The sequence below is a fragment of the Stenotrophomonas maltophilia R551-3 genome, from assembly GCF_000020665.1.
GTDB lineage: Bacteria > Pseudomonadota > Gammaproteobacteria > Xanthomonadales > Xanthomonadaceae > Stenotrophomonas > Stenotrophomonas maltophilia_L.
The window spans coordinates 4,325,518-4,340,567 of record NC_011071.1 but is presented as its reverse complement, the minus strand read 5'-3'; the positions used below and the strand labels follow the sequence as shown (position 1 = coordinate 4,340,567).

13 protein-coding genes are annotated in these 15,050 nt (G+C 68.5%); 2 read left to right on the top strand and 11 right to left on the bottom strand.

Translation table 11 applies throughout. From position 1 onward, the window contains the following. Nucleotides 1-128: 128 nt before the first annotated feature. Nucleotides 129-1,967: a dihydroxy-acid dehydratase gene (gene ilvD / locus SMAL_RS19560; RefSeq protein ID WP_012512419.1), complete on the bottom strand. Its 1,839-nt coding sequence runs from the start codon at nt 1,965-1,967 to the stop codon at nt 129-131. A 373-nt stretch (nt 1,968-2,340) separates the two neighbouring features. Between ilvD and SMAL_RS19555 the strand changes: the two genes are divergently transcribed. Then, complete coding sequence (locus SMAL_RS19555; RefSeq protein WP_012512418.1) at nt 2,341-2,913, top strand: DUF1190 domain-containing protein; 573 nt, start codon at nt 2,341-2,343, stop codon at nt 2,911-2,913. A 7-nt stretch (nt 2,914-2,920) separates the two neighbouring features. Further along, complete coding sequence (locus SMAL_RS19550; protein WP_012512417.1) at nt 2,921-4,099, top strand: glutathionylspermidine synthase family protein; 1,179 nt, start codon at nt 2,921-2,923, stop codon at nt 4,097-4,099. Between the two features lie 253 nt (nt 4,100-4,352). Here SMAL_RS19550 and SMAL_RS19545 read toward each other — a convergent pair whose 3' ends face one another. The 10 genes from SMAL_RS19545 to baeS form a co-directional block, all read right to left on the bottom strand. Further along, the gene (locus tag SMAL_RS19545) at nt 4,353-5,651 is read right to left on the bottom strand and encodes a DUF58 domain-containing protein (RefSeq protein WP_012512416.1); all 1,299 of its coding nucleotides are present in this window, start codon (nt 5,649-5,651) and stop codon (nt 4,353-4,355) included. After that, complete coding sequence (locus tag SMAL_RS19540) at nt 5,648-6,634, bottom strand: AAA family ATPase (RefSeq protein WP_012512415.1); 987 nt, start codon at nt 6,632-6,634, stop codon at nt 5,648-5,650. Before SMAL_RS19540 ends, SMAL_RS19545 begins: the two co-directional genes overlap by 4 nt. After that, nucleotides 6,631-7,815 (bottom strand): DUF4350 domain-containing protein, encoded by a 1,185-nt coding sequence (locus SMAL_RS19535; protein ID WP_012512414.1) that lies wholly within the window; start codon nt 7,813-7,815, stop codon nt 6,631-6,633. The genes SMAL_RS19540 and SMAL_RS19535 overlap by 4 nt, the downstream gene beginning before the upstream one ends. Continuing rightward, complete coding sequence (locus tag SMAL_RS19530) at nt 7,812-9,428, bottom strand: DUF4129 domain-containing protein (protein ID WP_012512413.1); 1,617 nt, start codon at nt 9,426-9,428, stop codon at nt 7,812-7,814. The genes SMAL_RS19535 and SMAL_RS19530 overlap by 4 nt, the downstream gene beginning before the upstream one ends. Then, nucleotides 9,418-10,410, bottom strand: coding sequence for a stage II sporulation protein M (locus tag SMAL_RS19525; RefSeq protein ID WP_012512412.1), 993 nt, complete (start codon nt 10,408-10,410; stop codon nt 9,418-9,420). Before SMAL_RS19525 ends, SMAL_RS19530 begins: the two co-directional genes overlap by 11 nt. Further along, a complete protein-coding gene (locus SMAL_RS19520; RefSeq protein WP_006400492.1) occupies nt 10,407-11,096 on the bottom strand; it encodes an RDD family protein in 690 nt (229 codons plus the stop codon). Before SMAL_RS19520 ends, SMAL_RS19525 begins: the two co-directional genes overlap by 4 nt. A 123-nt stretch (nt 11,097-11,219) precedes the next feature. Next, on the bottom strand, nt 11,220-11,750 hold the full coding sequence (locus SMAL_RS19515; protein WP_006400490.1) for a gamma carbonic anhydrase family protein: 531 nt from the start codon (nt 11,748-11,750) through the stop codon (nt 11,220-11,222). Nucleotides 11,751-11,916: 166 nt separating this feature from the next. After that, on the bottom strand, nt 11,917-12,738 hold the full coding sequence (locus SMAL_RS19510) for a nucleotidyltransferase domain-containing protein (RefSeq protein WP_006400370.1): 822 nt from the start codon (nt 12,736-12,738) through the stop codon (nt 11,917-11,919). Between the two features lie 133 nt (nt 12,739-12,871). Continuing rightward, a complete protein-coding gene (locus tag SMAL_RS19505) occupies nt 12,872-13,561 on the bottom strand; it encodes a response regulator (protein WP_012512411.1) in 690 nt (229 codons plus the stop codon). Then, nucleotides 13,558-14,961 (bottom strand): sensor histidine kinase efflux regulator BaeS, encoded by a 1,404-nt coding sequence (gene baeS / locus SMAL_RS19500; RefSeq protein WP_041864604.1) that lies wholly within the window; start codon nt 14,959-14,961, stop codon nt 13,558-13,560. The genes SMAL_RS19505 and baeS overlap by 4 nt, the downstream gene beginning before the upstream one ends. Nucleotides 14,962-15,050: the final 89 nt, after the last annotated feature.

Sequence of the window (15,050 nt, the reverse complement as noted above, 5' to 3'; positions counted from 1 at the left end):
GCAAGCCGAGCGCCGCCTGGGTGGCGAACTGCTGGTGCCCTGAATGCTGTGCTGTGAGTAGAAAGGGGACGGAGGGGATTAAGTCGTTCGTGGCAAAAACGACTTAATCCCCTCCGTCCCCTTTTTGGTCAATCGCCCAGCAGCGCGGTGTTGCGCACGGCGCCCTTGTCGGCGCTGGTGGCGAGCAGCGCGTAGGCCTTCAGTGCGCTGGTGACCTTGCGCGGGCGCGGCGCGCGCGGCTTCCAGCCACGGGCATCGGCGTCGGCGCGGCGCTGGGCCAGCGTGGCTTCATCCAGCAGCAGATCGATGCGGCGCGCCGGGATGTCGATGCGGATGCGGTCGCCATCTTCCACCAGACCGATCGTGCCGCCGCTGGCGGCTTCCGGCGAGACGTGGCCGATCGACAGTCCCGAGGTGCCGCCGGAGAAACGGCCATCGGTGAGCAGTGCGCACTGCTTGCCCAGTCCCTTCGATTTCAGGTAGCTGGTCGGGTACAGCATTTCCTGCATGCCGGGGCCACCCTTCGGGCCTTCGTAGCGGATGACCACCACGTCGCCGGCCTTCACCTCGTCGGCGAGGATGCCGGCCACGGCCGCGTCCTGGCTTTCGTAGACGCGCGCGTTGCCTTCGAACACATGGATCGACTCGTCCACGCCGGCGGTCTTCACCACGCACCCATCCACGGCCAGGTTGCCGCGCAGCACGGCCAGGCCGCCTTCGGCCGAATAGGCGTGCTTGACGCTGCGGATGCAGCCCTCGGCACGGTCCACGTCCAGCGTCGGCCAGCGTGTGGCCTGGCTGAAGGCCACCTGGGTGGAGATGCCGGCCGGGCCGGCACGGAAGAAGTCCTGCACGCTCGAGTCGCTGCTGACCGCCACGTCCCAGCGTGCGATGGCATCGGCCAGGCTGCGGCTGTGCACGGTCGGCACACCGGTATCCAGCAGTCCACCGCGCGCCAGTTCACCGAGGATGCCGTACACGCCGCCCGCGCGGTGCACGTCTTCCATGTGGTACTTGGGCGTGTTCGGCGCCACCTTGCACAGCTGCGGTACGCGCCGCGACAACGCGTCGATATGGGTCAGGTCGAAGTCCACCTCCGCTTCCTGCGCGGCCGCCAGCAGGTGCAGGATGGTATTGGTGGACCCGCCCATGGCGATGTCCAGGGTCATTGCGTTGGCGAACGCGGCCTGGGTGGCGATGCCACGCGGCAGCGCAGTCGGGTCTTCGCCGCCATACCAGCGGTGGCACAGCTCGACGATCAGTCGGCCGGCGCGCAGGAACAGTTGCTCGCGGTCGGCGTGGGTGGCCAGCGTGGAGCCGTTGCCGGGCAACGACAGGCCCAGTGCTTCGGTCAGGCAGTTCATCGAGTTGGCGGTGAACATGCCCGAGCACGACCCGCAGGTCGGGCAGGCACTGCGCTCGAACTCGGCCACCTTTTCGTCGCTGGCGCTTTCGTCGGCGGCGATCACCATCGCATCGACCAGGTCCAGCTTGTGCTCGGACAGCTTGGTCTTGCCCGCTTCCATCGGCCCGCCGGAGACGAACACCACCGGGATGTTGAGGCGCAGCGCAGCCATCAGCATGCCGGGGGTGATCTTGTCGCAGTTGGAAATGCACACCAGTGCATCGGCGCAGTGCGCGTTGGCCATGTACTCCACCGAGTCGGCGATGATTTCGCGGCTGGGCAGCGAATACAGCATGCCGTCGTGACCCATGGCGATGCCATCGTCCACGGCGATCGTGTTGAATTCCTTGGCGACGCCGCCGACTTTTTCGATCTCGCGGGCGACCAGCTGGCCGAGGTCCTTCAGGTGCACGTGGCCGGGCACGAACTGGGTGAAGGAGTTGGCGATGGCGATGATCGGCTTGTGGAAGTCGCCGTCCTTCATGCCGGTGGCGCGCCACAGGGCGCGGGCGCCGGCCATGTTGCGGCCGGCGGTGGAGGTACGGGAACGGTATTCGGGCATGGCTGGCGGAACGGGCGGGCCGTACGACGTGGGGGTCGCCTGATCATGGACAATTTTTTCGGTTGCTGCTGCAACCACCGGAGGTGGTCTGGCCGGGCTGCGCCCGGCACCCGCGGTAGTGCCGGCCGCTGGCCGGCAACCTCAACAGCAACAGCTGGGCTATCCGTGGGATCGCGGGGTGTGTGCCAACCAAGGTTGGCACCTGCCAGAGCGGTGCGCCGCCCGGGGTCGGATCCCATCGCGGCGCGATGGGCTCTGACCCCAATGCCCGACGAAAATGAAAGTCCGTTCATCTTTCGGACTTTGCCGATTCCGGTTGCTGGTCCGGATTTGGCATCATTGGGGCATTGATCCGTCGACAGGGCATGAGGCCATGAAACGTTCCCGCACCACCGCGCTGCTGCTGATGAGTGCCGCACCGCTGCTGTTCACCGCCTGCCAGAAGGAGCCGGAAGTGAAGGTGCAGGAAGGCCTGTACACCTCGGTCCAGGCCTGCACCGAGGCCACCGGCGATCCGTCGTCGTGCCGCAATGCCTTCGCCGAAGCGCAGAAGCAGGCCGCCGATGCCGCGCCGAAGTACGCCAGCAAGGAAGCCTGCGAGAAGGACTACAAGCCGGAACAGTGCGTGCAGCAGCACACCTCGGCCGGTACCTCGTTCATCGGCCCGATGATGATGGGCTTCTTCATGTCGCAGATGCTGAGCAACCGCGGCGGCTTGGCTCCGCAGGCGCCGGCGTCGGCGCCGGCCTACCAGGACAAGAGCGCCGGTTGGGCGCGTCCGGCCCCGGGCGGCAGCGGCGGCCTGAACACCGCCAGCGGCATCGGCGCGGGCAAGGCGGGCCTGGCCCCGGTCACCAGCGAGCCGAACCGTGCGGTCACCGCCAGCCGTGGTGGCTTCGGCAACACCAGCGCACGCCGCAGCACCAGCGGCAGCTACGGCGGCTGATCGACCCATGCAGCGTATCCGGATTGCCGAGCGTGCCCAGTGGCGGGCACGCGCGGAAGAGGCGGGTTTCCGCTTCCACACCATCGATGGCCAGCCGTACTGGGATGAAAGCGCGTACTACGCCTTCACCCTGCGCCAGATCGAGCAGGACATCGAAGACCCCAGCGCCGAGCTGCACCAGATGGCGCTGGACCTGGTCGGCGATGTCATCGGCAGCGAACGCCTGATGGACCAGCTGGCGATTCCGTCGCATTACCGCGACTGGATCGCCGACAGCTGGCGCCAGCGCCAGCCGCATCTGTACGGTCGCCTGGATCTGGCCTACGACGGCACCGGCCCGGCCAAGCTGTACGAACTGAACTACGACACGCCGACCTCGCTGTTCGAGGCCAGCTTCTTCCAGTGGCAGTGGCTGGAAGACCAGCGCAATGCCGGGCGCCTGCCGCAGCATGCCGACCAGTTCAACGCGATCCATGAGGCGCTGGTCGAACGCTTCGGCGAGCTGGCGACGCAGCTGCCGCCGCCGCTGTATTTCAGCGCGGTGGGCAGTTCCGAGGAGGACCGTGGCACCGTCGACTACCTGCGCGACTGTGCGTCGCAGGCCGGCCTGCATGGCCAGGCTATCGCCATCGAGGATATCGGCCTGTCCGAGGACGGTCGCTTCACCGCGCTGGACGATGCGGTGATCGGCACGCTGTTCAAGCTGTACCCGCTGGAAGACCTGATGGCCGAGGAATTCGGCCGCGCGCTGCCCCGCTCGGGCGTGCAGCTGCTGGAGCCGGCGTGGAAGGCGGTGCTGAGCAACAAGGGCATCCTGCCGCTGCTGTGGCAGCGCAACGTGGGCCATCCGAACCTGCTGGAAGCGCATTTCGATGACGGCAGCACGCTGGCGTCGGGCTGGGTGCGTAAGCCGCTGTTCTCGCGCGAAGGCGCCAACATCGAGATGCACCTGGCCGATGGCAGCACCCAGCGCAGTGACGGGCCGTACGAGGGCCCGGCGATCATCCAGCGTGCGCACCCGCTTACCCGCTTCGAGGGCGGTTATCCGCTGATCGGCAGCTGGGTGATCGGTGACCACGCCTGTGGCATCGGCATCCGCGAGGATGACAGCGCGATCACCCGCGACAGTGCGCGTTTCGTGCCGCATGCGATCGTGGACGAGGCGCCGACGCGGATCTACGTCTGATGACGGTGCGGCGCCCCCAAGGTCGACGAGGACGAGTGACGCCGGTGGCAGGGCGACATGGGTAGTGCCGGCCGCTGGCCGGCAACCGCAATTGGTAGTGGCCGACCTTGGTCGGCGGTTGGGTTTTGTGCCAACCAAGGTTGGCACCTACCAGAGCGGCTGCGAACCAGAGCAATGTGCCGGTAGCGCCGGGCCATGCCCGGCGAGCGCAGCGGTCCCGACAGAGCCGCCGGGCATGGCCCGGCGCCATCGATCAGAGCAACCCCTCGCGCTTCACCGCCAGATAGCGTTCCACCAGCGCACCAGGCAGGGCATCGGCGGTCACGTCCAGCACCATCACCTTCTCGCTGCGCAGCGCTTCATGCGCCTTCGCGCGCTGCTGCAGGTACAGTGCAGCGGCACCGGCCTGGGTCGCGTCTTCCAGGGTCTGCACGTCACCTTCCAGCGCAGCGTCCAGTTCGCGTTCGCGCAGGCTGGCCACGCACACCAGATGGCGGCGCTGCAGCAGGCGCACCGCCGCCAGCAGGTCTTCGATGTCCTCGTCGCGCACGTTGCTGACCAGCATCACCAGCGCACGCCGGCGCTGTCGCAGCGATACCTCGGTGGCGGCGGCCAGATAGTCGGTGGCCACCGCACGCGGCTGCAGGTCGTAGCTGGCGCGCAGCAGGTGCTCGACCGTGCCCATGCCACGCTGCGGCGCCACCCATCGGCGTTCGCCACCGGCAGCGAACAGGCCGGCGGCATCGCCCTGGCGCAGCGCCAGGTAGGCCACCACCAGCGAGGCGTTCAACGCGTGGTCGAAGTGCGAGAGCCCGCCTTCGCTGGCCAGCATGCGCCGACCACTGTCGAGCATCAGCAGCAACTGCTGGTTCTTCTCGTCCTGGTACTCGCGCGAGATCAGCTTGCGCGCACGTGCGGTGGCCTTCCAGTCGAGCTGGCGCAGGCTGTCACCCACGCGGTATTCGCGCATCTGATGGAAGTCGGTGCCTTCACCGCGGCGGCGCTTCACGTGTGCACCGACCAGCCGCGAGGCCTGGTCGGCACTGAACAACGCAAACCGGGTGAGCGGCACGAAGTTCGGATAGACCCGCACGTCCAGTGCGGGCGGCAGCGTGCGTTGCTGCCACCACAGCCGCCACGGCGAGCGCATGCGCAGGTGCACGCCTTCGAAGCGGAAATGCCCACGCTGCAGCGGCTGCAGGTGGTAGTGCAGGGTGGAGGCACTGCCGCCCTGCAGGCGTACGCGCTGCGGCAGTGATTCCAGCGGCCAGCCGCCGGGCACCAGGTCGAACACCTGCACCGTCATCGATTGTTCGGCCTGCAGGCGCAGCGCGGCTTCGCGACGCACGCCCAGTGCCAGCGCCTCGGGTAGCTCGCGTTGCACCTGCGGCGACGGACGCCGCGACTGCCGCCACAGATCCATCAACGCCGGCACGGCAATCGCCAGCGCCGCCAGCGCCCAGCTCCAGCGCGGCAGCACGCCGCCCAGCACCAGGCCGCCCAGCGCGGCCCAGGCCAGCAGCAGCAACAGCAGCAGCGGTGCCGGTCTCATCGACGCGGCGCTTCCACCTTGGCCAGCAGTGCGCCCAGCACGTCGTCGGCGTCCTGGCCTTCGATCTGCAGTTCCGGTGCCAGCGCGATGCGATGGCGCAGCGCAGGGCGCGCGATGTCGCGCACATCATCCGGAGTGACGAAATCACGACCGGCCAGCACCGCCTGTGCACGCGAGGCACGCACCAGCGCGATGCTGCCACGCGGGCCGGCGCCGACCGCGATACCCGGCCACTGCCGAGTGGCGGCAACGATTCGTACCGCGTAGTCGATCACTTCGTCGTCAACCGTGATCGCGGCGGTGGCACGCTGCAGTTCCAGCAGCTCACCAGCACCGAGCACGCGCGGCACCTGGCTCAGGTCGAAATCGCTGGCGGCGCGGCCGCTGGTGATCGCGGTCACCATGCGCTTCTCGTCCTCCAGCTGCGGGTAGTCGATCAGGACCTTCAGCAGGAAGCGGTCCAGCTGTGCTTCCGGCAGCGGGTAGGTGCCTTCCTGCTCCAGCGGGTTCTGCGTGGCCAGTGCCATGAACGGCGGCGCCAGGGTGAAGGCCTTGCCTTCGATGGTCACCTGGCCTTCCTGCATCACTTCCAGCAGCGCCGACTGGGTCTTGGCCGGTGCACGGTTGATCTCGTCGGCCAGCAGCAGGTTGGTGAACACCGGACCGCGACGGATCTTGAAGCTCTCGCTCTTCGGGTCGTACACCGCGTGGCCGCTGACGTCGCTGGGCATCAGGTCGGGGGTGAACTGCACGCGGCCGTAGTCCAGCTCCAGGGCCTGTGCCAGCGCTCGCACCAGCAGGGTCTTGCCCAGTCCGGGGACGCCCTCGATCAGCACGTGGCCGCCGGCGAGCAGGGCCACCAGGATCTGGTCCAGCACCTCGGCCTGGCCGATGAAAGCGTGGCCGATGGCGTCGCGGATGGCATCGACGCGTTCGATCAGGCGGGCGTTGGCGGCCGCCGGCAGCTCGGGGACTTCGGTCATAGCAGGGATCTCATCTGGAGCAGCAAGCGGATGCGCTCGCGCAGGGCGGAGGAATCGTGCGGCGGAGGGGGTGAGAGCGCGCTGGCGACGCGGCTTTGCGGCCACTTCAGCAGCTCGGCGATGGCCTGGTCACGCGGCGCGCCATCGAGTGCGGCGGCAACCGGCGCGCGCAGGCGCAGGCGGTGCAGGAACAGCGCGAGCACGGCTTCGTACAGGCGCGTGCCGTGACCGAAGCGCAGCAGCAGTTCGCCACTGGCACGTACGTGCTCCAGCAGCGAGCGGCGTTCCAGCACCGGTGACGGCAGCAGGCTGCCGAAGCGCTGCGAGCGGCCCCACAACCAGCCCAGCAAAGCGAGCAGCAGAGGCACCCACAACGGCCAGCCTTGGTAGAACAGGCGCGCCCACAGCGATGGCGGTTGACTGGCATAGACCAGCCAGACCGCCCCCTTGCCGTAGTTCGGATCGAGCAGGTAGCGGGTCAGGTCGCGGTGGGCAGGATCATGCAGGCCGTCGCTGGCCTTGCCGGCGGCAGCCGCCAGCCGCGCTGCAGGCGAGTCGACATCGCCGCGCATGAACTCCATGTCGGCCAGTACGCTGACCCTGCCCTGTCCGTGGCGCAGGCGCGCGAATACCAGATCGCGATCACCACCCCAGCGTCGCTCTGCCTGCGCTTTGGCGGCAAAGCCCAGCGTGAAGCGGCGGCCACCGCAGAATTCGCTGTGACCGGTGTCGTCGTCGATGTGGAACGGCTGGCAGTCGCTGCGCTGGAACAGGCTGTCCACGCCCAGCTGGTCCAGCAGCGGCCCCTGCGTGCTGCTGGCATCGTCCTCGGCCGGCGGCGGCGTGCGCACCAGCAGATGGCCGCCACGGTCGACCCAGTCCAGCAGCTGCTTCACGGTGGGTGCCGGCAGCTCGCTGCTGTCCTGCAACAGCACCACGGTGTCGTGCGGCGCCAGCGCCATCTGCTGCAGCTCAAGCCGCGGCCGCGCGTGCACGTCGATGCCGTCGGCGCGCAGCGCCTGGCCCAGCACGTACAGCGGGTTGTAGGCGGCCTCGCCCTGCGGCGGCAGCGGAAGCGTTTCGGTGACCCGCTCGTGCGTGCGCAGGTAGAGGATGGTCAGCGGCACGCCGAACAGCACCAGCACGCCCAGCAGCAACGACCAGAACAGGCGCGGGCTCATGCCTGCCACCGGTACTGCTGGCGCAGGGTCTCGGCCAGCGCGTCGAAATCGCTGCGGCTGGGCAGGCGTCCACCATAGGCAGCGTATTGCCACATGCGCACGATGCGCGCGAAAAGATCACGGTCGGCTGCTTCGGGCATGCGCCGCGAGGCGCGCAGGCATTGTGCTTCGGTAGCGCCGGGTGGCAACGCGATGCCGCTGCGCTCGCCGACGGTACGCACGCTGGCACGGTACAGCAGCGCCAGTGCCTGGCGTGGCCGGCCCTGGTCCCACAACAGGCCGGCCTGGGTGGCGACGTCCGGCGGCAGCACCACCGGCAACGTCACCTGTTCCTCCACCACCTGCGGTGCCGCCTCGACCTTGCGCCGCCCGCTGCCGCGCAGCCACGGCAGCCACAGCCGTGCGGTCAGCAGCAGCACCAGCAGCAGGACGCCGAGCAGGCCCCACAGGCCCCACTCGGCCAACCGTGCCAGCCAGGCGATGCCGTCCTTGCGCCGCTTGCGCTCACCATTGTTGCTGCTGTCGCTCTGCAGCGACTTGTCTTCCTTCTTCTTTTCCTCGGCCTTTTCGATCGGCTTCCAGTGCGTGATCTGACGGGTCGGGCGCTGCAGCGGATCCTCATAGGCACGATTCACCGCCTGGCGGAAACCGGCGGTGTCCACCGGCGATGTACCGAAGATCGTTGCCGGGGTGTTGGCCGGGTCGATCGTGGCTTCGTCGTCGCCCGCATCGGCGCCGACGTCGCTGGGTTTGCCCAGCACACGCTCCGGCCCGGCATCTGCGTCCTGCGCATGCACCGGTGCGGAGACCAGTGGCAGCGCCAGGCACAGCAGCAGGGCCAGCGTCGATGCGGCCGGCAGCAGGCGATCGCGCAGGCGGCGCAGGGCGATTTCCACGTCCCAGGCTTCCATCTGCGTGCGCCGGTTCAGATACAGGCCGAAGCCGCCACCGACGAAGAACGGGCCGATCATCACCGAGGCCAGCCAGCACGCCAGGTTGAAACCCAGCCGCGCCCACGCCGGTGTATCCCGGCCGATCATGTCCCACGCCGCGCGCCAGGATTCGGACATCAGCTCCAGCGGCATGAACATGAACACTGCGCCGATCGCGCCCGATACCAGCGCCGCTTCGAAGGCCATGCAGGCCATGGTCAGCACCAGTGCGGCGCCAGCGGCACCGGCCGCCACCGCGCGCCGACGTGGACCACGCTGGGCGGGGGCGTTGCCCTCCAGCAGGTTCACCGGCAGGCACAGGCTGCGCAGCACGCTGAAGCGGCGCCATCCCAGGTAGCCCCAGAAACCGCTGTTGCCCCAGTGACGCTGGACGCGCAGCGCCGCCAGCGTACCGACCGGCTCGCCGAAGATGCCGCGTGACAGCACGTACAGCGGTGCGCGTTCGAACAGCGGCTTGCACCACCACATCGCCAGCCAGGCCCAGCCGAACGCATCCAGCCACCAGCCCAGCGCGTTGAAGATCACGAACAGCGGTGCGCTGGCCAGCAACCAGCTGCCCCACACCGCACGCGCGTGGCGGCGGGCGAGGGCATTGCCCAGCTCCATGGCTTCCCAGCCGCTGCGCGCCCGCAACACCACGTCCAGGTGGTCAATGCGCATCGCTGCCTCCGCGTCCGCCGCGCCACAGCCACAGCAGCACGCCGGCCCACAGCACGCCGGCCACGCTGAACTTGCCCCACGCCGGTACTTCGGCGATCGATGACCAGAACGCTTCAATGAAGGCCGCGACCAGCAGCATGAAGGCGACGCCGAGGCACAGCCGGGCGCCGATGCGGCCGCCGTCGACCAGTGCATCCAGGCGGCTGCGCCGGCCCGGTGCCAGCAGCTTCATGCCCAGCTGCAGGCCGGCGCCGCCGGCAATCACGATCGCGGTCAGCTCGAAGGCACCGTGGCCGACCACGAAGCGCCAGAACGGGTCGCCGTGGCCGATGTGCTGCAGGTGACCGGCCACCGAACCGATGATCACGCCGTTGAACAGCAGCACCAGCAGCGTGCCCAGCCCGGCCAGCAGGCCGCTGGCGAAGGTACGCAGGGCGATGCTGATGTTGTTCATGATGTAGTGGCCGAACATCATCCAGTCGGTGCCGCTGTCACGCCCCAGGCGCTCGGCGGCGGGATCGTACATGCGCTCCATCTCGGCGATCTGGCGGTTGTCCATCAGCATGTGGATCAGGTCCGGATAGACCTGCACCAGCACGAAGCAGGCCAGCGCTGGCAGCGCGAACATCGCCAGCGCCGCCCACATGCTGCGTGCCTGGCTGCGCACCAGCAGCGGGAAGTCGGCCACGAGGAATTCCAGCGCCGCGCGCCAGCGCGTCGGCGGTGTGCGGTACAGCACACTGTGGCCCTGCTGCATCAACTGCTGCAGGCGCTGCACCAGCTGTGGGCTGTAGCCGCGCTCACGGGCCAGCGCCAGCTGCTGGCACAGGCGCCGGTAGCGCTGCGGGAAGGCGGTGTCGTGCAGCGACAGACCACTGGCCTTCCGGCGCGTGCGGCGCGACACGCCAGCACGCAGCAGCAGCCACTGCTCCAGGTCCTGCCATTCCTGCTGGTAGCGGGCGACGAACTGTTCCTGCTTCATCGCCGTCCCAGCAGCCAGTTGGCCATCGCGTACAGGCGCAGCACACCGATCTGGCCGTGGGTACCGGTCAGCGGTTCGGCGATGCCGGCCAGCTCCTGCTGGCGCGCCGGCGACAGTCGAGGTGCGCGCTCGGCAAAGGCCATCAGCGCGGCCTGCTCTTCCGGCCGCAACGGTTGTGGCGGAGCCAGCACGCTGTCGATGGTCGGCGGTGGCGGCAGGTACAGCGCCGGTGCGTGCACCACCACGGTGCCTGCCACCAGGTCACCGAGGCGGCGGCCATGCGGATCAAACAGGCTGCTGATCAGGCCCAGTGCATAGCCGAACGGCAGCATGTCCACGGTGCGCAGCAGGTTGCGGGTGACCGCGGCCATCCAGCCCACTGGCGCGCCATCGCGGGCGAGCACGCGCAGGCCCAGCGCACGCTTGCCCAGGGTGCGGCCCCACAGCGCTTCGCAGATGATCGGGTAGGCCCAGTAGACCAGGAACATCAGCGCCAGGTAGAGCCCGGTGCCGAACTTGTCCAGCAGCGCCAGCGGGAACGACATCAGCACCAGCACCGCGATGCGCACGCCAAGATCGACCAGCCAGGCCATCGCCCGCGGCACCGGACCGGCCGCCGGCAACTGCAGCGGCACACCCTCCGGCGTCACCACCTCGCGGTAGGTATCGAGCATCGGTGCGGCCATCAGCGCGATGGCCTTCGTTGTGGGCGCCGGAGTCCTCTCCGGCAGGCAGCCACAGGCATGGGGGTCTCGACAGGTCCTGGTCGGGCCCAGACTTTAGCAGAGCCGCATGGCGGCGTTGGCCGCTCAGCCCAGGTATTCATCCTTCAGCCGCACGTAGTGGTCGGCCGAGTAATGCAGCGCCTCGATCTCCTTGTCGCTCAGCGTGCGTGCCGGCCGGGCCGGGTTGCCCACCCACAGCTCACCTTCACCCACCACCTTGCCCGGGCCGACCACCGCACCGGCACCGACGAAGCCATGGCGCTCCACGCGGGCGCCATCGAGGATGCAGGCACCCATGCCGATCAGGCTGTAATCGCCGATCGTGCAGGCATGGATGATGCAGCCGTGGCCGACGGTCACGCCTTCGCCGATCAGGGTCGGGTAGCCGGCCTTGTTGTACGGGCTGTGGTGGCTGACGTGAATGATGGTGCCGTCCTGCACGTTGGTGCGTGCACCGATGCGCACATGGTTGACGTCGCCGCGGATGACCGTGCCCGGCCACACCGACACGTCATCGGCCAGTTCCACGTCACCGATGAGGGTGCAGGCCGGATCGATGTACACGCGCTCGCCGAGGACGGGCATCTTGTCGCGGAAAGGGCGCAGCGGGTTCATCGTGTCTCCGGAAATCAGGGCGTTCACGACGATGATACCCGCGTGGTCCGCACGCCGCGTGCGGACCACGGGGTAGTGCCGGCCGCTGGCCGGCAACTACGGCAATCCAGGCGCGCCATGAGGTTGCCGGCCAGCGGCCGGCACTACCAGAAGCAGGCGCGGTCGCCTATGCAGGCGCGTGTTCGGCCAGCATCTTCCGGAACAGCACGTCCAGCCACGCGCTGTCGCCCTGTCCAGCCGGCAGCGTCGGGGCCTGCGCGGCGCGCACGGCCATTGCGTGGTCGATGTAGTCGCTGATGATGACGACGCGCGGACGGGCCGTGACTTCGGCGCTGGCTCGCTTCACCACCAGCAGGGCATCGATGGCGTCGCGCACGGGACCGTCCGGCAGCAGCCGGTCCAGCAGGTCCTCGAAGGCCATGGGCGGCGGCGTGGATTCGCTTTCGATCCACTGGCAGGCAAGCAGGGCACGCAGCACGTACAGGTACTTCTTGGTACTGATGGTGGGCTCGCCCAGATGGCGGTTGTACGTGGTCTTCGCCATGCTCATGTAGTGCCACCAGCTGCCCAGCGGCGAATAGAACTCCTTCGCCGCCTCCCACAGTTGCGCCACCGCAGCGTCCTCCTGCCGATACACGATCGGCGAACGCAGCCACTCGATCAGCGTTGGATTGGACTTGGAGACCAGCCGCAGTGCCTTGCGCAGGTCCCAGCCGCTGACATCGAGCTCCTCGTCGATCGGCAGCTCGATCACATCGCGCTGTGCTTCGCCGGGACCGGTGGATTCGTTGACGCTGAGGTACCACGGCTGGCGATGCACGTAGATGAAGCGTGCATCGTAATCGCTGTCCGGCGAGGAGAAGCCCCAGCCGCGGCTGCCCGATTCGCAGGCAAGCAGCACACGCACATCGTGGCGCTGTTCGATCCCGGCGAGGGTGGAAAGGAGGGCGGCGCGCTTGTCCGGCGCGATCGGGTGAATGTCGTCCATGCAGTCGTGATTCGTTGATGTCGAGCGTGCTCGAGTGTAACGCAGGTGCGCACGGGTAGTGCCGGCCGCTGGCCGGCAACCACGGAAATCCAGGCGTGCCGCGCGGTTGCCGGCCAGCGGCCGGCACTACCCGCTACGGTTCGTAGCTGTAACCCATCCCGTATACCGAGCGGATCGGCTCGCCTTCCATGCCGGCATCGGACAGCTTGCGGCGCAGGTTGCGCACATGGCTGTCGACGGTGCGGTCGACCACCACGCGATGGTCCAGATAGAGGCGGTCGAGCAGTTCATCGCGTGCCCAGATCCGGCCGGGCGTGGCCAGCAGGGTGCGCAGCAGGCGGTACTCCACCGGCGTCAGGTCCAGGCCCTTGCCGTTCCAGGTGGCGCGTGCCGCCGGTTCGTCGATGTGCAGGCCGCTGTTGGCGCGTGCAGCGGGGTCCGGGCGATAGCGGCGCAGCACCGCCACCACCCGCGCGACCACCTCGCGCGGGCTGAACGGCTTGCAGATGTAGTCGTCGGCACCGATGTCCAGGCCCAGCAGGCGGTCGATCTCTTCCACCCGCGCGGTGACCATGATCACCGGTACGTCGCTGGCTGCGCGCAGTTCGCGGCACAGGTCCACGCCATCGCGCTGCGGCAGCATCAGGTCCAGCAGCACCAGGTCAGGCTGGTAGCGCGCGAACGCGTCGATCACCAGGCCGCCATCGTCCACCCATTCGCTGGTCATGCCGGCGGCCGCCAGGTAGTCACGCAGGACCGAGGCCAGGCGTGGCTCATCCTCGACGATCAGGATCTTCGCGGACGCAGCGGGGGACGTGCTCATGCAGGCTCCGGTAGGGTGATGACCACGCGCAGCCCGCCCAGTGGTGAGGGCTCGGCGTGGATGTGGCCGTGGTGGGCGAGGATGATGTTGTGGCTGATGGCCAGGCCCAACCCGCTGCCGCCGCTGGCACGGTTGCGCGAACTCTCCACCCGGTAGAAGCGCTCGAACAGCAGCGCGCACTTGTCGGCCGGCACGCCCGGTGCGGTGTCTTCCACGATCAGCTGCACGCCGGCAGGTACGCGAGCCGCCTGCACACGTACGCGGCCGCCGGTATGGGTATAGCGCAGCGCATTTTCCAACAGGTTGGCCAGGACCTGCTGCAGGCGCCGTTCGTCGCCGGATACCTGCAGTGGCGTGGCGGGCAGCGCTTCTTCCAGGGCCAGCCCCGCCGCGGAGAAGCGCACGCGCATGCCATTGAGTTCGCTGCGCAGCAGCGCCACCAGGTCCAGCGGCGCGAAGCGGTAGGCGAGGCCGCCGGACTGGGTCATCGACAGATCGTGCAGGTCGTCGACCAGCTTGCCCAGCTGGCGGATCTCGCTTTGCAGGCCACCGAGGTTGGCGCGGTCCAATGGACGGATGCCGTCCTCGATCGCTTCCAGCTCGGCGCGCACCACCGCCAGCGGCGTGCGCAGCTCGTGCGAGATGTCGGCGATGAACGCGCGGCGGTTGCGCTCGGTATCGTCCAGCGCCTGTGCCATCCGGTTGAAGTCGTTGACCAGCGCGTCCAGTTCGTCGTCGCTGGTGCGTTCGATGCGTGTGGCGTAGTCACCGGCGGCGAGCCGGTGCGTGGCCGCGGCCAGCTTGGCCAGGCGCTGGCGCAGCGCACGCGACACCAGCCAGGCCAGCAGCACCGTCACCAGCAGCAGGGCGACGCCGATCACCCACCAGGCGCGCACCTGGGTGTTGTAGAAGTTCAGATCGTTGGTGGCGATGACCGTCTGGAACGGCACCATGCCCAGCCAGCCGACGGTGTGCCCGTCCAGCTGCACAGGATGCGGCTCGTCATCACTGGTGGCATCGGGGTTGCCGGCCACGAACCGGTGGCGCGCATCGAACAGGCCCAGCCGCGACGGTACGCCGGTCTGGTCGGACAGCGGCGGCACCGGTCCCTCGTGTCCATGGGCCAGATCCGGACGCAGCAGCCGCGCCCAGCGGTCACTGTCACCGCGCAGATGCTCCCAGCCGCCGTGCGCGCTGTACTCGCGCTGCAGGTGGGGCATCAGGCGCTGCATGCGCAGGTCGCCCTGGTCGTTGAGGTAGTCCAGGAAGCCGGTCTGGAACGCAACGCGACTGGCAATGCCGTTCACTGCCAGCACCAGCAGGCAGGCGGTGAAGATCGCGAGGAAGGTCTTCGCGGTCAGGCCGAATTTGAGTCGAATCTTCACCATCGCGGAGGCCATTAGCGGCGCATGCGGCGCTGAAAGCAAGCGCCAGCTGAGCCGGTCGCACATTCTCCATATTCTCTGCACAGTTCCACGGCAGCGTGCAC